This window comes from Bradyrhizobium sp. S3.2.6 (assembly GCF_040546885.1).
In the GTDB taxonomy this organism is placed as follows: Bacteria; Pseudomonadota; Alphaproteobacteria; order Rhizobiales; family Xanthobacteraceae; genus Bradyrhizobium; species Bradyrhizobium cytisi.
Genome location: NZ_JBEPOS010000007.1, coordinates 167,866 through 187,353 on the forward strand (window position 1 = coordinate 167,866; position 19,488 = coordinate 187,353).

General features: G+C 64.7%; 19 protein-coding genes. 8 read left to right on the forward strand and 11 right to left on the reverse strand.

The features are described 5' to 3' along the window. Window positions 1-11: 11 nt before the first annotated feature. Both ABID58_RS16015 and ABID58_RS16020 read right to left on the reverse strand, forming a co-directional pair. A complete protein-coding gene (locus tag ABID58_RS16015) occupies window positions 12-1,898 on the reverse strand; it encodes a CHASE2 domain-containing protein (protein ID WP_354033327.1) in 1,887 nt (628 codons plus the stop codon). 49 nt (window positions 1,899-1,947) lie between these two features. Then, complete coding sequence (locus ABID58_RS16020; protein WP_354033328.1) at window positions 1,948-2,490, reverse strand: FecR domain-containing protein; 543 nt, start codon at window positions 2,488-2,490, stop codon at window positions 1,948-1,950. A gap of 598 nt (window positions 2,491-3,088) precedes the next feature. On the opposite strand from ABID58_RS16020, the gene ABID58_RS16025 reads away from it, so the two are divergent. Then, window positions 3,089-4,165, forward strand: coding sequence for a DUF2778 domain-containing protein (locus tag ABID58_RS16025; RefSeq protein ID WP_354033329.1), 1,077 nt, complete (start codon window positions 3,089-3,091; stop codon window positions 4,163-4,165). 7 nt (window positions 4,166-4,172) lie between these two features. Here ABID58_RS16025 and ABID58_RS16030 read toward each other — a convergent pair whose 3' ends face one another. After that, window positions 4,173-4,799: a glutathione binding-like protein gene (locus ABID58_RS16030; RefSeq protein WP_354033330.1), complete on the reverse strand. Its 627-nt coding sequence runs from the start codon at window positions 4,797-4,799 to the stop codon at window positions 4,173-4,175. 12 nt (window positions 4,800-4,811) lie between these two features. Next, window positions 4,812-5,405, reverse strand: coding sequence for a cysteine hydrolase family protein (locus tag ABID58_RS16035; protein ID WP_354033331.1), 594 nt, complete (start codon window positions 5,403-5,405; stop codon window positions 4,812-4,814). A 129-nt stretch (window positions 5,406-5,534) separates the two neighbouring features. Here ABID58_RS16035 and ABID58_RS16040 point away from each other — a divergent pair, with 129 nt between their 5' ends. Both ABID58_RS16040 and lepB read left to right on the forward strand, forming a co-directional pair. Continuing rightward, window positions 5,535-6,368, forward strand: coding sequence for a LysR family transcriptional regulator (locus ABID58_RS16040; protein ID WP_354033332.1), 834 nt, complete (start codon window positions 5,535-5,537; stop codon window positions 6,366-6,368). Between the two features lie 125 nt (window positions 6,369-6,493). Continuing rightward, the gene (lepB, locus tag ABID58_RS16045) at window positions 6,494-7,240 is read left to right on the forward strand and encodes a signal peptidase I (protein WP_354033333.1); all 747 of its coding nucleotides are present in this window, start codon (window positions 6,494-6,496) and stop codon (window positions 7,238-7,240) included. A 118-nt stretch (window positions 7,241-7,358) separates the two neighbouring features. On the opposite strand, the gene groL is transcribed toward lepB, so the two are convergent. Together groL and ABID58_RS16055 are read right to left on the reverse strand one after the other, a co-directional pair. Further along, window positions 7,359-8,999 carry a chaperonin GroEL gene (groL, locus tag ABID58_RS16050; protein WP_148751550.1) on the reverse strand — a complete coding sequence of 547 codons (1,641 nt, stop codon included), beginning with the start codon at window positions 8,997-8,999 and terminating at the stop codon, window positions 7,359-7,361. A gap of 45 nt (window positions 9,000-9,044) precedes the next feature. After that, window positions 9,045-9,359 (reverse strand): co-chaperone GroES, encoded by a 315-nt coding sequence (locus ABID58_RS16055; RefSeq protein ID WP_027518760.1) that lies wholly within the window; start codon window positions 9,357-9,359, stop codon window positions 9,045-9,047. Window positions 9,360-9,748: 389 nt separating this feature from the next. Between ABID58_RS16055 and ABID58_RS16060 the strand changes: the two genes are divergently transcribed. Then, on the forward strand, window positions 9,749-10,036 hold the full coding sequence (locus tag ABID58_RS16060) for an usg protein (protein WP_148751551.1): 288 nt from the start codon (window positions 9,749-9,751) through the stop codon (window positions 10,034-10,036). 169 nt (window positions 10,037-10,205) lie between these two features. After that, complete coding sequence (locus tag ABID58_RS16065) at window positions 10,206-10,781, forward strand: cupin domain-containing protein (RefSeq protein WP_354033334.1); 576 nt, start codon at window positions 10,206-10,208, stop codon at window positions 10,779-10,781. A 115-nt stretch (window positions 10,782-10,896) separates the two neighbouring features. Here the strand turns inward: ABID58_RS16065 and ABID58_RS16070 are convergent, their stop codons facing one another. Further along, window positions 10,897-11,817: a LysR substrate-binding domain-containing protein gene (locus ABID58_RS16070; protein ID WP_354033335.1), complete on the reverse strand. Its 921-nt coding sequence runs from the start codon at window positions 11,815-11,817 to the stop codon at window positions 10,897-10,899. Window positions 11,818-11,970: 153 nt separating this feature from the next. On the opposite strand from ABID58_RS16070, the gene ABID58_RS16075 reads away from it, so the two are divergent. Beyond that, on the forward strand, window positions 11,971-12,891 hold the full coding sequence (locus tag ABID58_RS16075) for an amino acid ABC transporter substrate-binding protein (RefSeq protein WP_354033336.1): 921 nt from the start codon (window positions 11,971-11,973) through the stop codon (window positions 12,889-12,891). 28 nt (window positions 12,892-12,919) lie between these two features. Continuing rightward, window positions 12,920-13,987 carry a threonine aldolase family protein gene (locus ABID58_RS16080; protein WP_354033337.1) on the forward strand — a complete coding sequence of 356 codons (1,068 nt, stop codon included), beginning with the start codon at window positions 12,920-12,922 and terminating at the stop codon, window positions 13,985-13,987. A gap of 139 nt (window positions 13,988-14,126) precedes the next feature. Here ABID58_RS16080 and ABID58_RS16085 read toward each other — a convergent pair whose 3' ends face one another. Beyond that, complete coding sequence (locus tag ABID58_RS16085) at window positions 14,127-15,377, reverse strand: NupC/NupG family nucleoside CNT transporter (RefSeq protein ID WP_354033338.1); 1,251 nt, start codon at window positions 15,375-15,377, stop codon at window positions 14,127-14,129. 156 nt (window positions 15,378-15,533) lie between these two features. Here ABID58_RS16085 and ABID58_RS16090 point away from each other — a divergent pair, with 156 nt between their 5' ends. Then, window positions 15,534-16,772: an MFS transporter gene (locus ABID58_RS16090; protein WP_354033339.1), complete on the forward strand. Its 1,239-nt coding sequence runs from the start codon at window positions 15,534-15,536 to the stop codon at window positions 16,770-16,772. A gap of 197 nt (window positions 16,773-16,969) precedes the next feature. Here ABID58_RS16090 and ABID58_RS16095 read toward each other — a convergent pair whose 3' ends face one another. From ABID58_RS16095 to ABID58_RS16105, 3 genes are all read right to left on the reverse strand, one after another. Further along, the gene (locus ABID58_RS16095) at window positions 16,970-17,728 is read right to left on the reverse strand and encodes an SDR family oxidoreductase (RefSeq protein WP_148752841.1); all 759 of its coding nucleotides are present in this window, start codon (window positions 17,726-17,728) and stop codon (window positions 16,970-16,972) included. 24 nt (window positions 17,729-17,752) lie between these two features. Next, the gene (locus ABID58_RS16100) at window positions 17,753-18,511 is read right to left on the reverse strand and encodes a proteasome-type protease (RefSeq protein ID WP_148752842.1); all 759 of its coding nucleotides are present in this window, start codon (window positions 18,509-18,511) and stop codon (window positions 17,753-17,755) included. Between the two features lie 102 nt (window positions 18,512-18,613). Continuing rightward, entirely contained in the window at window positions 18,614-19,462 is an 849-nt protein-coding gene (locus ABID58_RS16105) for a transglutaminase family protein (RefSeq protein ID WP_354033340.1), read from the reverse strand. Between the last annotated feature and the right edge of the window lie 26 nt (window positions 19,463-19,488).

The window sequence follows — 19,488 nt, forward strand, 5'->3', positions numbered from 1 at the left end:
CGCCAGCCGCCTCAGTCGATCATCTCGACCTTGGCCGCGGCCTGGCTCGGCCTGTCCTGGTCGCGCCAGAACCAGACGGTCACGACGCCGGAGCGGCCACGGATCTGCGTGTGCAGGGGGCCCGACAGGACACCGTCGGGGGCCCCGTGAAAGTCGGCCGCATCGAGCAGCGCGTCGGTCAATGCGAGCCGCGCATGGTTTTGCGCGGCGACCTCCATCAGCCGGCTCGCGAGATTGACGGTGTCGCCGTTTGCCGTGATGTGCTGGTGGCTCTCGCCGAGACGGGAGGCGACGATCGGGCCGAAATGCGCTCCGATCTTGAACCCGAGCCGGCCGCCGATCGCTGTTGGCAGCGACGCCATCCAGCGCTCGACGCCGCGATGCAGGTCGATCGCACATTTCAGCGCACGCGCCGCGTCATCCGGCATCGCGCTCGGCAGGCCGAACAGGATCATGGCGCCGTCACCGAGAAAGCTGGTGATCATGCCGCCGCAATCGACCGCGGCCCGGTCGATCAGCGCGTGGAACGCTTGCAGGATGTCCTGGAGTTCGTCCGGATCGATCTGCTGGCTCAGTGCGGTGAAATCGGAGAGATCGATGAAGACGATGGCCGCATCCTGCCGGACCGGCTTCGCCAGGAAATTGGGATCGCGTGCGAGCCACGCTTGCACGGCCGGTGCCTGGAATTGCGCCAGCGACCGGCTCTTGGCGGCGAGATATTGCGTGCGGCGGCCTCCTGCCCACAATTGTACGCCAACGAACAGTGCGACCGGTGGCACCGCAGCCGCGAGCGTGGTCGCGGCATCGAGCCAGACGCCGCGCGTGAACGCGAACAGATTGAGCCCGGCCCAGGCGACCATCACCGCGGCTGCCACGATGAAGCCGACCGCGCTCCGGCGCCAGGCAAGCAGGCCCACCAGCAGCATCGGCAGCAGGATCGCGGTGAGCGCGTCGACGATGTGAACCCTGCGGTCGCGCACGATGCCGTCGCCGGCGACGAGATGCGTGATCGCGGTCGAGATCACCTCGACGCCGGGCATCAGGGAATCGAACGGCGTCGGGAAGAAGTCGCCGCCGCCGGCAACGGCGGCGCCGATCACGACGATCCGGTTCTCGATCGCCTTGCGGTCGAGCGTGCCGTCGAAAATGCTCTGTGCGCTCACGGTGCGGATGGTGCGGCGCGGCCCGTAATAGGTGATCGGCAGCGCAAAGCCGGTGTCGGTCGGCACTGTGCGATCGCCGAGCATGAGATGATCGGGCGCGATCATCAGTGGCTTGTCGAGTGCGCGGCTTGCGACCCGCAGCGGAAACGACAGCTCGACCTTGTCGTCTGTCCGGAACAGCATCGGCACCGAGAGCGGCGAGCCCGATTGCCCGGTCGCGACGTTGACGATTCCGACCTCGGCGTGATCGGCGAACGCCGGCAAAGGCAGCAGGAAGCGCTCGGCCTGGGGCAGGCCGGCGAGCGGGCCTGCGCTTCCGGACGCCACGGTCTCGCTCGCGCTCGGGAAGATCGCGGCGGCTGCGAGCACCACGGGACCGGTGGCAAGCGTGTGAGCCAGCGTGGCGTCGCCGATCGCGGCGCTGCGGTCGATCAGCAGCAGGTCGATCGCGACGACCTTCGGCTTGAACTGCACGATGGTGTCGACGACGCGGGCGAGGTCGGCGCGCGGCAGCGGATAGCTGCCGCCGCGTTTCACCACGGTATCGTCGACGGCGACGATGGTGACGAGGTCGGGCGGAGCTTGCACGCCGCGGACCTGTGTTCGCCAATCCGTCAGCGTCGCCTCGAGCCGATCGAGAAAGCGCAGATGACCGTTGGCGTGACCCGCATAGATGCCCGCGCCCCACAGCGCAGTGAGGACAAGTGCCACCAGAATTTGAACGCGTCGCTTCATGCCGTCGTACTGCAATCTTCTTTGCTATCCCGGCCCGACCGGGCAGGCCTTATTGGCCGAGTCTTGCCATCAGCGCGTCGACGCGCGGCTGGCCCCATGTCTTGACGGTCAGCGTCTTGACGGTCAGCGGACCCGCCGCTTCCACGTCGACGCCTTGGCCGGGGCCCAGCACCACGCCGCGTCCACGCGCCGCCCTGCGGGCCACGCCGACACGGCCGTTGGCGACGAACACGGAGGTCTTGGCCTCGGCGACATCGACCGCCCATTTGGTGCCGCGGACGGCGGCGATCGCCTGCGGCGTCAGCACCTTGAAGGGATTGCCGCCGGGCTTCTTGGGCACCTCGACCAGCAGCGCCTTGCTGCTCAACTCCACGGAGTCAATATGTCCGTCGCGGTTGGCGTCGTTCAGTTCAAATCTGGCGCCACTTTCTGCGACGATCGTGATGCCGTTGTTGCAGCGCCAGGTCTGCGTCCCCGCGGCCGATGGTGTTGCCGTGCAGCCCGCATTGGCGGCCGGCTGTGCAATTGCAGATCCGATCAACACAAATGACCACGCCAGGGCGCAAAACCCGCCGCGCGAAATCCCTCTCATGCCAGCCTCCCTTTGGGTAGCTATTTTGTCGCTGCGTCCATTTCCAGCCCGGCGCGATCAACTTTCAGTCAAGGCGCGCCGTGCCGCGAGCGATCGTCGCGCGATGTGTGATGTGCGTGATCTGCTGCCGCCGTTGTGCTGACATTTGCAGTTGAACGCACCAGCCTCGCGCAACGTATCCCCGCTATCTTTCGGATATTGATGACCACGAAAACGACTTGGTTGGTGCGTCCAAAGATGCGGCCGGAGACGTCCGCCCACCGTGCCGAACCGGCCGAGAAGTATGGTTAACAGCTTCGCCTAAGTCCGTAGTTCTGCGGGCTTTTTTCTCGAAATGGCACAGCGTTAACGACCTGCCCTACATACGCCCGAACTTAATCCGCATTTAACTAAAAGTCGCCTTAATGACGCTCCGACCCTCTGCGAGATGCTGTTCCCGGAACGTGACCAGCGGCACTTCGAAGGGGGACTGAGTGACACCGTCCTGGACGCAAGGCGAATGAGTACGAGTATCGCTGCGCAAAGTTACGCGGCACGGAAGCCCAAGAATCCGAACAAGAATCCGAATAAGCATTCTCATCGGAAGTCTTCCCGGAAAATGACCACCCAAAACGTGCTCGGCGCGGCCGTGATTGGCTGCGTCGTGCTTGCCGGCTGGACCGTCTACAACAACATCTTCGCCGCCAGCGTCTATCCGACCGTCGGCAGCTCCGGCTACGACGAGCCCGTGGTCAAGCGTGCGCCCAAGGTTGCGCTGCGCGAGGCGGGCGAGGCCATCCGGGACACCTTTGCGCTGCTGCCCGACCGGCTGCAGGTGGCTGCACCGATTTCACGCGAGATGTTCAACGAGCGCTTTGCCGCCGCAGCGACGCAGGGCGTCGAGTCCAACGCGGCGAGCGCTGCGCCTGCGGCGAAGGTCGCCGACGCCAAGGAAGCGGCGAAGCCGACCGTCGTCGCCAGGGTCGCGGACGTGCTGAAGAGCCCGGCCAAGGCTGCCGAGAAGATCGCGGACGCCGCGAAGACCAAGCGCGCTGACGCGCCGGTGCAGCTCGCGTCGGCCGATCCGGCCGAGATCGTGCCGGCGCCCGAAGCGAAGCCAAAGTCGTTTGCCGATCGCGCCAAGGCCGCGGTGATGTCGATCACCGGTCCGCGCCAGTCGATGGTTGAAAAGCTCTGGGGCAAGCGCGAGCCGTCCGGCGGCTTGCTTGCTTATGCTTCGGCCGATGCCAGCGTGACCGCTTCCATCGCGCCGAAGGAGCAGAACCCGATGCTGGGCGGCTCGCCGCCCTATGACCGCTCGACCGCGGTCTACGACATCACGGCGAAGACTGTGTATCTGCCCGATGGCACCAGGCTCGAGGCCCATTCCGGCCTGGGCTCCAACCTCGATGATCCCCGTTCCTCGCGCGTGCGCATGCGCGGCGTGACCCCGCCGCACATCTACGAGCTGAAGCCGCGCGAAGCGCTGTTCCACGGCGTGCCGGCGCTGCGGCTGACCCCGGTCGGCGGCGAGAACGCGATCTACGGCCGCGACGGTCTGCTCGCGCACACCTTCATGCTCGGGCCGAACGGCGATTCCAACGGCTGCGTGTCGTTCAAGGACTATTACGCGTTCCTCGACGCCTATCGCAACAAGGGCATCCGCAGGCTCGCGGTGCTGGCGCGGGTCGACTGAGGCGCGCTCAAGCCGCCATGGCCTTGCGCAGCGCCGTCTCGGTGGCGATCGCTTCCCGCACCATGGGCCGCGCCCGCATACGTTCGAGATAGGCCGACAATGACGGCCATTGCGCGATGTCGACGCCTGCGGCACGGAGCAGCAGCAAAGCCCAGGTGAGATGTGCATCGGCAACGGTGAAGCTGTCGCCGACGAGGAATTCACGATCGGCAAGATGTGCTGCCGGCACCGACAAGGTCTGAGCGATCCTCGCGCGCGGCTTGGCGAGCGAGCCCTCGTCCTTGTACCAGAAGGTCGGAAACAGGAACGCCTTGTGGATCTCGGCGCCGGTGAAGCTCAGCCATTCCTGCAGGCGGTAGCGATCCGCTTCGCCCGGCCGCGGAGCAAGGCCGCGCTCAGGGTTGAGGTCGGCGATGTATTGCAGCACCGCCGCGCATTCCGTCAGCCGCTCGCCGTTCTCCAGCACCAGGACCGGCACCGCGCCCTTCGAGATGCCGCGAAAATCGCTGTCGTCGTCCGCGACTGTCTTGCTCGCGAGATGCACCAGGTGATAGCGCGCATCGAGGCCAGCTTCCATCAGCGCGATGCGGCTCGCAAGCGAGCAGGCCATCGGCGAGAAATAGAGTTGCAGCATCGCGTTGCTCCGTTATGTCAGCGCATCGCCGCGCGCGATGATCGCGAAGCGGTCAGATAGCTCGGCGAGTGCAACCTCGTGGACGGTCCGGGCGTCCAGCGTGCCGCCGCGCCCGTCAGGCAGATCGCGCGTGGCGCAGGCGTCGGCATCGATCGTGGTGCGAAAGCCGAGGTCGAGCGCGGCGCGCGCCGTGGAGCTGACGCACATATGCGTCATGAAACCGGCCAGTACGATGTTCTTCCTGGCGGTTGCGGCAAGGCGCGCCTGCAAATCCGTGCCGGCAAACGCATTCGGCAACTCCTTCTCGATCACCAGCTCGCCGGCGCGGGGGCTGAGCTCGGCGACGATGGCGCCGCGGTCGGCGCCGCGATCGAACAGGCTGCCGGCCTTGCCGCGATGGGCGATATGGACGATCGCGGCTCCGCTCTCGCGGGCCCGTGCCAGGAGTGCAGCCGCCCGCGCGATCGCGGGCCGGGCGTCGGGCAAGGCGAGCGGGCCTGCGAGATATTCGTTCTGGATATCGATCAGCACCAGCGCGGCGTCGCCGAGACGCGGCGGGTTGAGATCGGCACCGGCGAGCTGCAGCAGGGTCTTTGCGGTCGTCATGGTCTTTGACATCTCCGGGGGCAAGAGGCGCGGCAAACATAGCTCCGGGAATGCCTGCCGATATGCAGGGAAATTGCAGCGGGTGGCTGCGATATTGCAGGCTGCTTCCGGCCGGTATAGCCTCGGTCGATGAACTGGGACGATCTGCGCATCATCGCTGCGGTCAGGGACGAGGGCACCTATGCGGGCGCCAGCGCGCGGCTGCGCATCGACGAGACCACGGTCGGGCGCAGGCTGTCGCGCATCGAGCGTGCGCTCGGTTTGCGTCTGTTCGAGGCCGCCGACGGCGTCCGCAGGCCGACGCGGCAATGCGAGGCGGTGCTGGCCCATGTCGAGGCGATGGCCGCACATGCCACCGAGATCGGTCGCCTCAGTGAGAGCCTGGCAGGTCCGGTGGGACGCCTGCGCATCGCCTCCACCAACACGGTCGCCGAGGAGGTGCTGGCGCCGCGCGCGAGCGACTTCCTGCGCGCCAATCCCGGCCTGACGCTGCAATTCCTCACCTCGAGCGAGAACGTCAACTTCTCGCGCTGGGAAGCCGATCTCGCCATCCGGCTGCGCAAGCCCGACAAAGGTGACTTTGCGATCTCCAGGCTCGGCGATATCAGCATCTATTATTTCGAGCCTGTTACGACCGAGGGTGAGCCGGTGCTGTGCGCCTATCCGGACGAGCTCGGTGACATTCCCGAGATGCAATTCCTGCGCACGAGGCAAGCCCGCGCGCGCTGCGTCACCGACAACGTCCGGGTCATCCGTAACCTGATCCGCTCGTATCAGGTCGCCGGCGTGTTGCCGGAGTATGTTTGCGCGGATCTGCTCGGTGATCGCCGCCTGCGCGCGACGCTGCTGCCGAAGCGCCGCGACGTCTGGCTGCTCGTGCAGAACCACCTCAAGCGCGACGCAGCAACGCGCGTGACGATCGACTGGGTGAGAACGTGTTTCCAGGACATGTCGTGCAGTTGATCGCCAGCAGGCGGCCCTTTGAACGCAGCTTCGCAAATTGACGACCAACTCAAGTAGGCCCGGGATTGCGCGCGCCCATAGGTTGCGCAATCCTGTGGCGACGACAATCCCGGGCAGGGCAGGCGATGACCACTCTTGAGAGCACCAACCGGCCGCGCGCCAGATCCAGCGAATGGAAGGCGATCGTCATCCTGATCCTGCTCGTCCCCGTGCTGTGGTCGCCACCGTTCCTGCTTCGAATTTTCCTGTATCAGCCGTTCAACATCCCGTCCGGCTCGATGACGCCCACGCTGGTGGTCGGCGACTACGTCTTCGCCGCCAAATATGCCTACGGCTACGGCCGCTACTCGTTTCCCTTCGCGCCGTCATGGATCTCCGGCCGCTTTCGCGCCGCCGATCCCGCCTACGGCGATATCGTCGTATTCCGGTCGCCGAAAGATACGTCTGTCGATTATGTGAAGCGCGTGGTCGGGCTGCCCGGAGATCGCATCCAGATGCGGCAGGGGCAGCTCTTCCTCAACGACCAGCCGGTGACGCGCGTTGCGCTCAAGGACGTGTCCGCCGGCGCCGCCTGCGGCGGCGAGGTCGGTGCAAAGGTGAAGCGCTGGCGCGAGACGATGCCGAACGGCGCGAGCTACGTCACGTATGACTGTGTCGACAATGGTTTTGTCGACAACACCGAAGTCTACGCCGTGCCTCCAGGCCATTTCTTCGCGCTCGGCGACAACCGCGACAACTCGACCGACAGCCGCTTCAAGTCGGCGATGGGTTTTATTCCGATGGACAATCTGGTCGGCAAGGTGACGCGGATCTTCTGGTCGCTCGATTCCAGAGGCGAGCTGCGCCCGGAACGGATGGGGAAGGTGGGGTAAGGGGCCGTCATTCCGGGCTCGCGCCCAAGCGGGCGCGCTCCGGAATGACGGGCCCAAAACAAAAACCCCGGCATCGCTGCCGGGGTTTCGCACTTCAACGTTTGCCTGAGTGGCTGGATCAGAAGTCCATGCCGCCCATGCCGCCGCCCGGGGGCATCGCCGGACCGGCGCCGCCCTTCTTGGGCAGCTCGGCGACCATGGCTTCCGTGGTGATCAGCAGCGCCGCAACCGAGGCTGCGTTCTGGATCGCGGTACGGACCACCTTGGTCGGGTCGATGATGCCCTTGGTGACCAGGTTGACGTACTCGCCGGTCTGGGAGTCGAAGCCGTAAGCGTAGGTCTTGTTCTCCAGGATCTTGCCGACGATCACCGAGCCGTCTTCACCGGCGTTGATCGCGATCTGGCGAGCGGGCGCGGACAGCGCCTTGCGCACGATCTCGACGCCGGTCTTCTGGTCGTCGTTCTTGGTGCGCAGGCCCTTGAGCTGCTCGGAAGCACGGAGCAGGGCGACGCCGCCGCCCGGGACGATGCCTTCCTCGACAGCCGCGCGGGTCGCATGCATCGCGTCATCAACGCGATCCTTGCGCTCCTTCACCTCGACCTCGGTCGCGCCGCCGACGCGGATCACCGCGACGCCGCCTGCGAGCTTGGCGAGACGCTCCTGGAGCTTCTCACGGTCGTAGTCCGAGGTGGTTTCCTCGATCTGCGCCTTGATCTGGGCCACGCGCGCCTCGATGTCGGCCTTCTTGCCGGCGCCGTTGACGATCGTGGTGTTCTCCTTGTCGATCATCACCTTCTTGGCGCGACCGAGCATGTTGAGCGTGACGTTCTCGAGCTTGATGCCGAGATCTTCCGAGATCGCCTGGCCGCCGGTCAGGATCGCGATGTCCTGCAGCATGGCCTTGCGGCGATCGCCGAAGCCCGGAGCCTTGACGGCCGCGACCTTCAGGCCGCCGCGCAGACGGTTCACGACCAGGGTCGCGAGCGCTTCGCCTTCGACGTCCTCGGCGACGATGATCAGCGGCTTGCCGGTCTGCACCACGGCCTCGAGCAGCGGGAGCAGCTCGTTCAGCGAGGAGAGCTTCTTCTCATTGATGAGGATGTAGGCGTCATCCATCTCAACGCGCATCTTGTCGGCGTTGGTGACGAAGTAGGGCGAGATGTAGCCGCGGTCGAACTGCATGCCCTCGACGACGTCGAGTTCGGTCTCGAGCGACTTGGCTTCCTCGACGGTGATGACGCCCTCGTTGCCGACCTTCTTCATGGCGTCGGACAGGAACTTGCCGATCTCCGCGTCACCGTTGGCCGAGATGGTGCCGACCTGGGCGATCTCGTCGTTCGAGGTGACCTTCTTGGAGTTCTTGACGAGGTCGGCGACCACGGCTTCCACGGCCAGGTCGATACCACGCTTCAGGTCCATCGGGTTCATGCCGGCGGCAACCGACTTGGCACCTTCACGAACGATCGCAGCAGCAAGCACGGTTGCAGTGGTGGTGCCGTCGCCGGCCGCATCGGCGGACTTGGAGGCGACTTCGCGCACCATCTGCGCGCCCATGTTCTCGAACTTGTCGTCGAGCTCGATCTCCTTGGCGACGGTGACGCCGTCCTTGGTGATGCGGGGAGCGCCGAACGACTTGTCGAGGACGACGTTGCGACCCTTGGGACCGAGCGTGACCTTCACCGCGTTGGCGAGGATGTCGACGCCGCGCAGCATCTTGTCGCGCGCATCTACGCCGAATTTGACTTCTTTAGCTGACATCTGGATTTTTCCTTGAGGGGTTTAGCTGGGGGAGAGAGGGGGCTGTTAGGCCGCCTTCTTCTTGGAAGCGGGGACGTCGAGGACGCCCATGATGTCGCTTTCCTTCATGATCAGCAGGTCGACGTTGTCGATCTTGACCTCGGTGCCGGACCACTTGCCGAACAGCACGCGGTCGCCGACCTTCAGGTCGATCGGGATCAGCTTGCCGGCTTCGTCGCGGCCACCAGGGCCGACGGCGACGATTTCGCCCTGCGAGGGCTTTTCCTTGGCAGTGTCGGGAATGATGATGCCGCCGGCGGTCTTCTCTTCTGCGTCGATGCGCTTGACCACGACGCGGTCGTGAAGCGGACGGAATTTCATGCAGTCCTCCTAAGTAGTTGCACGGTATGGGAATTTTTAGGCGTTAGCAGTCTGTGCCCACGAGTGCTAGCACAGGTGAGGCTGAAATAGGACAGGAATTTTGCGGGGGCAAGGGCTTCTAGCAGAAAAATCGGCACTCAGAAGGCCTGTCTGCCAGAATCCCTTTACCATCGTTAACCGGTCTTGGAGGGCCCTTGGGGCCGTATTAGCACGGAGCCGCGTCTGCTGCTAACGCATTGAATTTCAACAGCTTGTTAAACTTTTGGGCTTGAGATGGATTGTCAGTTTGCGTCACATTTCTCTCATGTGAGCGCATCTCCACCGGGTGGCTCGTCAGCAGCGTACCGGCAAGCCATCCCTGAATATGCGCTCCTGCAAAGGAGGTTGGCATGGGCTTGCGGGCGGGCGCCGTTTCCGACGATTTCCGGAAACAGCTATTGGGTTACGGGCTGACGACGGCACAGATTCTCTATCGGATGCCGGATCATCCTTCGCTGCTTCAGACCTATGTCTGGCAGAACTACGACATGTTTCCGAAATTCCCGGCGCTGAAGGATTTCCTGGCGTTCTGGGAAGAGAAGCTCGACGGCCCGCTTCACTCGGTGACGGTCGCGCATTCCAAGCTGATCAAGCCCGCCGAGCTGCGCGCCGTGGATGGCGTGTTCCGGCTGAATTGAGGGCTTGGACGGTGCGGTAGGGTGGGCAAAGGCGCTCGCACTTCGCGCGCCGTGCCCACCATCTCTCCGCGCTTCCATTTGCAATGGTGGGCAGGCTTCCCGCTTTGCCCACCCTACGAGATATGTTTCCGTGCTAGCCTTTCCCGATAACACCAGGGGAGGCCGGCCCATGGCCAAGAAGACAAGCAAGAAAACAAGCAAGAAAACAAAATCGCGCAGCGCAGCCCAGACTGCGGTGAAGAAGCGGAGCGGCGCCAAATCCGCCGCGCGATCCTCCGCGCGCAAAGCCGTGAAAGCGAAGGCGCGCACGACGCCCGCCAAGACAACAACCAAGGCCACAACGAAGAAACCCGCGCGCCCGAAGCAGCGCATCGCCATCAGCCACCATCGCGAGGAAGATTTCAAAGCCGACGGCCTGCGCGCCTACGCAAAATACCGCGACCTCGGCATCGCCGCTGCAAGCCATGGCCTCGCGCAAGCCCATGTGATCCGCCTGCAAGGCCCCTGCGATCCTGCCGAGGTCTCAAAACTGCACTTCCACGACGTCGACTTCCAGATGGTCTACGTGCTCAAGGGCTGGGTGAAGACCTACATGGACGGGCAGGGCGAGACCTTGATGAAGGAAGGCAGCGCCTGGACCCAGCCGCCGAAGATCAAGCACATGATCTTGGATTATTCTGACGACGTGGAGTTACTGGAGGTGATTTTGCCTGCGGAGTTCAAGACGGTGGAGTTGAAGGCGTAGCGGCCCGACTCGCTCCGTCGTCATTGCGAGGAGCCCTTGCGACGAAGCAATCCAGACCGCCGCCGCGGAAAGATTCTGGATTGCTTCGCTGCGCTCGCAATGACGGGCCCCCCGACTACCGCTCGAGATAGCCCAGTTCTTCGCTCATGATCTTGCGCGCATATTCGCCGAAGACATCGATCAACCGGCCGCGCGCGGCATAGGGCGGATAGAGCAGCGCGATCGTGACGGGGACAGCAGGGTTGAAGGGACGCGCAATCAGGGCCGCGCCAGAGCTCTCGTCATGCGCGGCAATCGGATTGATGATGCTGATGCCGAGACCCGCCGCGACCAGGGCACAGACGGATGCGCCCAGATCGGTCTCGGCAACGACGCGGCGCGTGACGCCGGCCTGCGCAAAGATCATATCGATGCGATCGTGGAGCGGGCTCCCCGTGGCGAAGGAGATGAAGGCCTCATTGGCGAAATCGGCAGGGCGCAGCGTCTTCTTCTGCGCAAGACGATGCGCCTTCGGCATGATCGCGACGCAACGGGTCTTGAGCACCGGTTCGACATGCACCCCCGCAACCTCGCCGTAAAGCATTGCGAGCCCGGTGTCGCAAAGCCCTGAACTGACCCAGTCGTGCACGGCGCTCGCCGAGCCGGATCGGATCGAGATCATCACATGCGGATAGTCGACCTTGAAGCGCGTCGCGATGCGCGTCAGCAGGCCGCCGGCCAGGCGCGGCATCGCCGCAACGCTTAGCCGACCCATGCCGAACGAGCGGATGCTGGCTGCGCTGGTCTCCAGTCCCGCCAGGCCGATGAAAGTCTTCTCGACCTCCTGGAAAAAGCGCGATCCGTCCACGGTCGGACGGAGGCGGCCGCCGCTGCGGTCGAACAGCGGGAATTGCGTGATCGCCTCCAACTGTCCGATCAGGCGGCTGATCTGGGGTTGCGAGGTATGCATGCGCTGAGCCGCCTGCGTCATCGATCCCGTCACGAAGACCGCCCGAAAAGCCTCCACATGCTTCAAGCCCATGCGTCTGGTGGCCATATCAAATCCGTATAAGGGAGTGTGAAACTGGAATTTCATCAGATCGGTCTTTTGGACGATAGTCCAGAGCGTGACGCCGTTCGCACGGAGCTGCCCTATCGTTGCTCACCGAGCGCGGACGGCGTCACGAACATTCGCCAAGAGAGGGACGACATGAAAGCGACAACGATCAAGGCACTTGCCGCGGCGAGCGTCGCTGCAGGTCTTCTTTCCGGCGAGGCCATCGCTCAGGGTGCGGGCAGGCTGGACAAGATCCGTGAGACCGGCTCGATCACATTGGGGTATCCCGAGACCTCGGTGCCCTTCGCCTATCTCGACGGTAACCAGAAGCCGATCGGCTATACCGTGGAAATCTGTGAACAGGTGGTGCAGGCGATCAAGACGGCCCTCAAGCTCCCCAAGCTCGAGACTCGCTATAACCCGATAACCTCGGCGACACGCATTCAGCTGCTCGCCAACGGGACGATCGATCTCGAATGCGGCAACACGACCAATAATGTCGAGCGGCATAAACTTGCCGCCTTTGCTCCCACCACCTTCGTTGCGCAGGTCGTCCTCGTCGCGCGCAAGGATGGCGGGGTCGATGTCAACGACCCCACTTCGTTTCGCGGCAAGGCCATCTCCGCCCAGGCCGGCGGCCAGACTTTCAAGGTGATTACGCTGATCAACGCCAGGAACAATCTCGGCATCACGGTCGTGCCGGCCAAGGACACCGCCGAGACCTTCTTGTTGGTGTCGACGGGCCGGGTGGCCGGCTCAGCCAACGATGACGGTCTCGCTTATGCCACGGTCGCCTCGTCCAGGACGCCGGATGACTACCTGATCGGTAGCAAGGGTCTCGAGATGGCGCCTTACGGTATCGTCGAACCCAAGGACGATCCTGCTTTCAAGAAGGTGGTCGACGACGCCGTGATCGACCTGATGAAGAGCGGACAGGTTGCGGCGCTGTACGACAAATATTTCAATTCACCAATCCCGCCGCATGGCCTCAACCTGAAATTTCCGATGAGCGCCGCCCTCAAGCGGGTGCTGGCCAACCCGACCGATTCCGGCGATCCGGCAGCCTACGAATGACGCGCCAAGCGCTTTAGAGGTTATCGCAATGGCACAACACGACACGAGTCCGGCGGGCGCTGGGTCGCCACCGATCGACCTGCGCAGCGATACGGTCACCAAGCCGACCGATGCGATGTATGCCCGCATGGCCTCGGCGCCGCTCGGTGATGAGGGGCTGGATGGCGACCCCACGGTGCAGGAGCTGGAGGCCGTCGCAGCTGCGGCGTTGGGCAAGGACGCCGGCCTGTTCGTGCCGAGCTGCACCATGGCCAATCTGTTGGCGACGCTGGCGCAGTCGCAGCGCAGCGAACAGATCGTGCTGGAGGCGAATGCCCATATGTACAGCTCCGAACGTGGGGCGGCGACGTTTACCGGGCAGTTCTACCTCGCCATTGCCGGAAGCGACGGCGCGATGGACCTGAATTTGCTGGAAGACGCCTTGCAGGGCGAAGGGCTCAAGCTCAGGACCGCCCTTGTCGCGATGGAAACCTCGCACAACAACGCGAGCGGCGCCGTGCTGCCGCTGGAGCATATGCAGGCCGTGCACGCCATGGCCTCGGCCCGCGGCGTTCCGGTGCATCTCGACGGCGCGCGGCTCTTCAACGCCGCGGTCGCGCTCGAAACGGTGCCGGCCGAGGTTGCGAGGCATAGCGACACGGTCTCGCTGTGCCTGTCGAAAGGCCTGAGCGCGCCGGCCGGTGCTGTGCTCGCCGGGCCGCGCGCCGTGATCGACCGGAGCCGCAGGTTTCGCCGGATGCTGGGAGGCACGCAGCGCCAGATCGGCATCCTGGCTGCCGCCGGCCTCGAGGCGGTTCAGGTCATGGGTGCGCGTCTGGGCGAGGACCACCGGCGTGCGCGAGCCCTGAGTGATGCGCTGAACGCGATCAACCCAAAGCTCAGCGCGACAATCCCGCAGACGAATATCGTGCAGGTCGATGTCTCTCTCTCCGGGCGCGACAGCGCCGCGTGGTCGGGGGCGCTTGAGAAGGCGGGGCTGAGGGTGAGGCCCTGGGGGCGGCATCGCTTGCGCTGTGTGACCCATCGCCATATCGACGACGCCGATATTGATCGCGCGGTCGCGGCATTTCGCACCGTAGCTGGAGTCTTGGCTTAGACTCTCTCCGCCGTCATTGCGAGGAGCCCGCGACAAAATCGCGAAGCGATTTTGCGCTGGTGCGACGAAGCAATCCAGACTATCTCCAAGGATGCATTTCTGGATTGCTTCGCTTCGCTCGCAATGACGGCGGAGAGACCTACGTCAACACCCCCACGATCGCGCCCATCAGACACGTCGTCAGCGTGCCCGACACGATCGACTTCAGTCCGAGCGCATTGATTTCGTCGCGCCGCTCCGGTGCCATGACGCCGAGCCCTCGGATCATGATGCCGAGGCTGGCGAAATTGGCGAAGCCGCACATCGCGTAGAGCATGATCAGGCGCGAGCGCGGATCGAGCGTGCCCGGCGGCAGCTTCGAGAAGTCGACATAGGCGATCAGCTCGTTGAGCACGGTCTTGGTGCCCATCAGGCTGCCAGCGGTGACGGCCTGATCCCAGGGCAGCCCCATCAGCCAGCACACTGGCGCCATCACGAGGCCGAGCAGGCGCTGCAACGAGATTGCGGCGCCGCCGATGTTTGGCAGCAGGCCAAGGATGGCGTTGACGAGGTAGACCAGCGCCACCAGCACCAGCAGCATCGCGACGATGTTGATCAGCAGCTCGATCCCCGCGCCCGTGCCCTTCACGATCGCATCCATCGTGCTGGAGACTTCCATCTCGGGATCTTCCAGCGCGCCGCCGGTGCGCTTGCCGGATGTCTCCGGCACCATGATCAGGCTGACGAGGATCGCGGCCGGTGCGCCCAGCACGGAGGCAATAACGAAATGCGCGGCCGCGTCGGGGATCAGCGGCGCCAGCAGCGTCGCATAGAGCACCAGCACGGTACCAGCGATGCCGGCCATGCCGCCGGTCATCACCAGAAACAATTCGCTCCGGCTCATCTGCGCCAGGTACGGCCGCACGAACAGCGGCGCCTCGACCATGCCGAGGAAGATGTTGGCGGCGGTCGAGAGCCCGACCGCGCCGCCGACGCCGAGCGTGCGCTCGAGCAGCCAGGCCATGCCGCGCACGATCGGGGGCAGCACGCGCCAATAGAACAGCAGCGTGGTCAGCACGCTCATCACCAGCACGATCGGCAGCGCCTGGAACGCCAGGATGAAATCGGCGCCCGGCGTCTTCAAGTCGAAGGGCAGGGGACCGCCGCCGACATAGCCGAACACGAATGAGGAGCCGGCGCGCGAGGCCGCGGAGATGGCGCCGACCGCGTCGTTGATGGCGCCGAAGGCATGCGCCACGATCGGCACCTTCAAGAGCACGATCGCGGTGGCAAAAGTCACGACAAGGCCGATCAGCGCCTGGCGCACGGAGACCGCGCGGCGATTCTCCGCCAGCGCGAACGCGATCAGCAGCAATGCGAAAACGCCGAGTGTCGATTGCAGCCGCAGCATGATGTCCCCAAACCCCGATGATTATGGCCGCGCCTGCGTTGCAAACGCAATGCCGAATGGCCCAGGTGCCGCCCGCTGTTGACAAGCAGGCCGGCGTCAGCCACGCGGGGCACCTCGATACCAGGGGCGGACCAGCCGAGCGTGACCGAAGGGGCGATGCCAGAACAGCCAGTTTCAGCCAGTCCGGCGGTCAGCGCCGGTGAGCTCCTCCGCCACCGCGCCTTCCTGTTCTTCCTGCTCTCGCGCAGCCTGTCACGCTTTTCCAGCCAGATCGCGGCGGTCGCAATCGGCTGGCAGATCTACGACCTCACCGGCTCGGCCTTCGACCTCGGCATGGTCGGCCTCGTGCAATTCGCGCCGACCGCACTGCTCGTCTTTGTCGCCGGCCACGCCGCCGACCGTTTTGAGCGCAAGCGCGTGGTCCAGCTCTGCCAGCTCGTGGAAGCCGCGACCGCGCTTTATCTCGCAGGGATCACCTATCTCGGTGCGGTCAGCGAGGTGCAGATTTTCGTCGCGACCTTCGTGCTTGGCATCGCCGGCGCCTTCGAGAGCCCGACCACGGCGGCGCTCTTGCCGCTGATCGCGCCGCAGGGATCGCTCCAGCGCGCAACGGCAGTCGCAAGTGGCGCAGGGCAGGTCGCGACCATCACGGGGCCGGCGCTCGGCGGCTTTGCCTATGCGATCGCACCGCATCTGGCCTATGCGGTGATGCTGCTGTTCTGGATTTTTGGGATGATCCTCACCGGCTTCATCCAGCCGCGCCCGCAGGCCGTCGCCAAGGAGGGCACGAGCTCGGACAATATCTTTGCCGGCGTCCGCTTCATCCGCAGCAATCCGGCGATCCTCGGCACCATCTCGCTCGATCTGTTCGCCGTGCTGTTCGGCGGCGTCACCGCGCTGCTGCCGATCTATGCCCGCGACATTCTCCAGACCGGCCCGATGGGACTCGGCGTGTTGCGGGCGGCGCCAGCGGTCGGCGCACTGCTGATGACCGTGGTGCTGGCGCGCCATGCCATCACGCGGCATGTGGGCCTGCGCATGTTCCAGGCGGTGATCGTGTTCGGGGTCGCCACGATCGTGTTCGCGCTGTCGTCCTGGATGTGGCTGTCGGTGCTGTCGCTCGCGATCCTGGGTGCGGCCGACACCATCAGCGTCGTGATCCGCTTCTCGCTGGTGCAGCTCTCAACCCCCGACGAGATGCGCGGCCGCGTCGGCGCGGTCAATTTCCTCTTCATCAACGCATCGAACCAGCTCGGCCAGTTCGAGAGCGGACTGACGGCCGCGCTGTTCGGCGCCATGCCCGCCGCCGTGCTCGGCGGCGTCTGCACCGTCGCGGTGGCGCTGCTCTGGATGAAGCTGTTCCCCACCCTGCGGCAGGTGGAAAGTTTGGAGTAGGACCACTCTCTCCCCGTCATTGCGAGGAGCCCTTGCGACGAAGCAATCCAGACTGCTTCCGCGGACGCATTTCTGGATTGCTTCGCTGCGCTCGCAATGACGATTGTTGAAGCGGTACGCGAACTTACTTCGCATCACCCCCGCTGCTAACGCCCCACGCTTCCTACTGTGCATGGGGTTGTTTTCGCGTTTTGGCTTCAGCCGCGTCCCACGAACGGCATCTTGGTGGCCATGACGGTCATGGTCAGCACGTTGGCGTCGAGCGGCAGGCCGGCCATGTAGGCCACCGCATCGCCGACCGCTTTCGCATCCATGCGCGGCTCGTGCTTGGTGGTGCCGTCCGGCTGCAGCACGCCTGGGCCGTTGACCATGCGGTCGGTCATGGGCGTGGCGGCATTGCCGATGTCGACCTGGCCGACCGCGATGTCGTACATGCGGCCGTCGAGGTTGGAGGCCTTGGTGAGGCCGGTGATGGCGTGCTTGGTCGAGGTGTAGGCCGCCGAGAACGGCCGCGGCGCATGCGCCGAGATCGAGCCGTTGTTGATGATGCGCCCGCCGCGCGGGCTCTGGTCCTTCATGATGCGGAAGGCGTGCTGGGTGCACAGGAACGGGCCGGTGAGGTTGGTGTTCACGACCGCCTGCCACTGCTCGAGGCTGAGGTCCTCGAAGTTGACGGCGGGTGCGCCCATGCCGGCGTTGTTGAACAGCACGTCGAGCCGGCCGCAGGTCGCCTTCACCTTGTCGAACAGCGCGGCGATCGAGTCCGGCTTGGTCATGTCGGCGGTGATGCACAGGCTCTTGCCTGCTGGGCCGAGCTTCGCGGTCTCCTCGAGCATGTCGAGCCGGCGCCCGACCAGCACCACGGTGAAGCCGATGTTCATCAGCGCCAGCGACGCGGCGCGCCCGACGCCGGTGCCCGCACCCGTCACCAATGCGATCTTTTTTGCTTCGCTCATCGTTTCCTGCCTTTTCTTCAGTTGTCAGGTTTTCGGTTCTTTTTCGTTCTTGTAGGGCGGACGCGGAATATTCTGATGCGCCGCGCGCAACGCCGCCGACCAGCGCGAGCGCAGGTCGTGGAAGTAGGGCTCGCCTGCCTCGATGCGATGGTTGAGATCGGCGTCGCATGCATCCGCGCGCACCACCAGCACGTCGATGGGGAGGCCGACGCCGAGGTTCGAGCGCATGGTCGAATCCATTGAGATCAGGCCGGTCTTCAGCGCCTCGTAGAGCTCGACGTCGTAATGCATGGCGCGGTCGAGCACCGGCTTGCCGTATTTGTGCTCGCCGATCTGCAGGTAGGGTGTATCGGTGGTGCACTCGATGAAATTGCCGGCAGTGTAGACCATGAACAGGCGCATGCGCGCACCCTTGATCTGGCCGCCGAACAGGAAGGAGACGTCGAAGGAGACGTCCTCGGATTTCAGCGCCGGCCCTTCGGTCGCGTGCACCGCCCGGATCGCCCGGCCGATGCGCTGGGCGGCCTGGAACATGGTCGGCGCGTTCATCAGCGTCTCGATCTCACCCGTGTCGGGGTCTTCCAGGCCCTCGGTCAGGGTGGAGAGCACCGACTGGCTGATGGCGAGGTTGCCGGCGCTGGCGATCGCCATGATGCGGTCGCCGGGCTTGGAGAAGATATGCAGCTTGCGGAAGGTCGAGACATTGTCGAGGCCGGCATTGGTGCGGGTGTCGGCGATCATGACCAGCCCGTCCCGAACCAGGATTCCACAACAATAGGTCATTTCCAGTCCCCGACGCGTTTTGGCTCAAGCAACAGCTAGTTGCGCGGAATTACTAGCCAATTTCAAAGGGCCGGTCCAATCCCAATGCGCCCCTGAATGAAGCTAGCTCTGCCGCTGCGACTGCGACTGCGATTGGCCGCCGCGGCCGGCCTGCTCGACCTTGACCGCGACCGTCAGCGTCTCCGCGCCGCCGCCATAGCGGGTGCCGCGCACCGGTGCTGCGCCGAGATAATCGAGCCCGATCGCGACGCGGACATGGGCGTCGGTGGTGCAGATGCTGTTGGCGGGATCGAAGCCGACCCAGCCGAGATCGGGAACATAGGCTTCCGCCCAGGCATGGCCGGCGTCCTGATGCACGGTGCCGTCGGAGCGCAGGAAGTGTCCGGAGACGAAGCGCGCCGGCACGCCGCCGGTGCGGGCGCAGGCGATGAAGATATGCGCGTAGTCCTGGCAGACGCCGCGCTTGAGCGTGAACGCCTCGGCCGCCGACGTGCCGCTGTTGGTTGGATCTTCGTCGAAGGTCATGTGGTCGCCGATTTGCGACATCAGCGTGTGCAGGAAGCCGAGCCTGTCGGTCTCGGCCTCGCTGCGCAACTGCCGCGCGACCGCTGCCATCGCCGGATTGACAGTAGTGAGGTCGGTGGTGCGCAGAAACATGTCGGCGGGAAAGCGCTCGTCGGCGCCGCGCAGCACACCGCCGGTATCGTGGGTCTCGATCAGTCCTTCGGCGGTGATCTTGATGTCGGAGACCGGCCCGCAGGACAGCACATGGGTGACATTGCCGAAGGCGTCCTCATGGATGTCGAGCTTGGTGTCGGTCGAGACGTCGATCTGCCATTCCGCCACATATTGCCCGTCATGACTGCCCGGCGTCATGCGCAGGATCTGGATCACGCTCGTCGCCGGCGGCTCGTAGCGATAGGTCGTGGTATGCAAAATTCGCAGGCGCATGGTGGACCATGGTTTCTATGCGTCAT

Coding starts and splice junctions, on each gene's coding strand:
- ABID58_RS16015 (WP_354033327.1), bottom strand. CDS start 1,898: ATGAAGCGACGCGTTCAAATTCTGGTGGCACTTGTCCTCACTGCGCTG.
- ABID58_RS16020 (WP_354033328.1), bottom strand. CDS start 2,490: ATGAGAGGGATTTCGCGCGGCGGGTTTTGCGCCCTGGCGTGGTCATTT.
- ABID58_RS16025 (WP_354033329.1), top strand. CDS start 3,089: ATGACCACCCAAAACGTGCTCGGCGCGGCCGTGATTGGCTGCGTCGTG.
- ABID58_RS16030 (WP_354033330.1), bottom strand. CDS start 4,799: ATGCTGCAACTCTATTTCTCGCCGATGGCCTGCTCGCTTGCGAGCCGC.
- ABID58_RS16035 (WP_354033331.1), bottom strand. CDS start 5,405: ATGACGACCGCAAAGACCCTGCTGCAGCTCGCCGGTGCCGATCTCAAC.
- ABID58_RS16040 (WP_354033332.1), top strand. CDS start 5,535: ATGAACTGGGACGATCTGCGCATCATCGCTGCGGTCAGGGACGAGGGC.
- lepB (WP_354033333.1), top strand. CDS start 6,494: ATGACCACTCTTGAGAGCACCAACCGGCCGCGCGCCAGATCCAGCGAA.
- groL (WP_148751550.1), bottom strand. CDS start 8,999: ATGTCAGCTAAAGAAGTCAAATTCGGCGTAGATGCGCGCGACAAGATG.
- ABID58_RS16055 (WP_027518760.1), bottom strand. CDS start 9,359: ATGAAATTCCGTCCGCTTCACGACCGCGTCGTGGTCAAGCGCATCGAC.
- ABID58_RS16060 (WP_148751551.1), top strand. CDS start 9,749: ATGGGCTTGCGGGCGGGCGCCGTTTCCGACGATTTCCGGAAACAGCTA.
- ABID58_RS16065 (WP_354033334.1), top strand. CDS start 10,206: ATGGCCAAGAAGACAAGCAAGAAAACAAGCAAGAAAACAAAATCGCGC.
- ABID58_RS16070 (WP_354033335.1), bottom strand. CDS start 11,817: ATGGCCACCAGACGCATGGGCTTGAAGCATGTGGAGGCTTTTCGGGCG.
- ABID58_RS16075 (WP_354033336.1), top strand. CDS start 11,971: ATGAAAGCGACAACGATCAAGGCACTTGCCGCGGCGAGCGTCGCTGCA.
- ABID58_RS16080 (WP_354033337.1), top strand. CDS start 12,920: ATGGCACAACACGACACGAGTCCGGCGGGCGCTGGGTCGCCACCGATC.
- ABID58_RS16085 (WP_354033338.1), bottom strand. CDS start 15,377: ATGCTGCGGCTGCAATCGACACTCGGCGTTTTCGCATTGCTGCTGATC.
- ABID58_RS16090 (WP_354033339.1), top strand. CDS start 15,534: ATGCCAGAACAGCCAGTTTCAGCCAGTCCGGCGGTCAGCGCCGGTGAG.
- ABID58_RS16095 (WP_148752841.1), bottom strand. CDS start 17,728: ATGAGCGAAGCAAAAAAGATCGCATTGGTGACGGGTGCGGGCACCGGC.
- ABID58_RS16100 (WP_148752842.1), bottom strand. CDS start 18,511: ATGACCTATTGTTGTGGAATCCTGGTTCGGGACGGGCTGGTCATGATC.
- ABID58_RS16105 (WP_354033340.1), bottom strand. CDS start 19,462: ATGCGCCTGCGAATTTTGCATACCACGACCTATCGCTACGAGCCGCCG.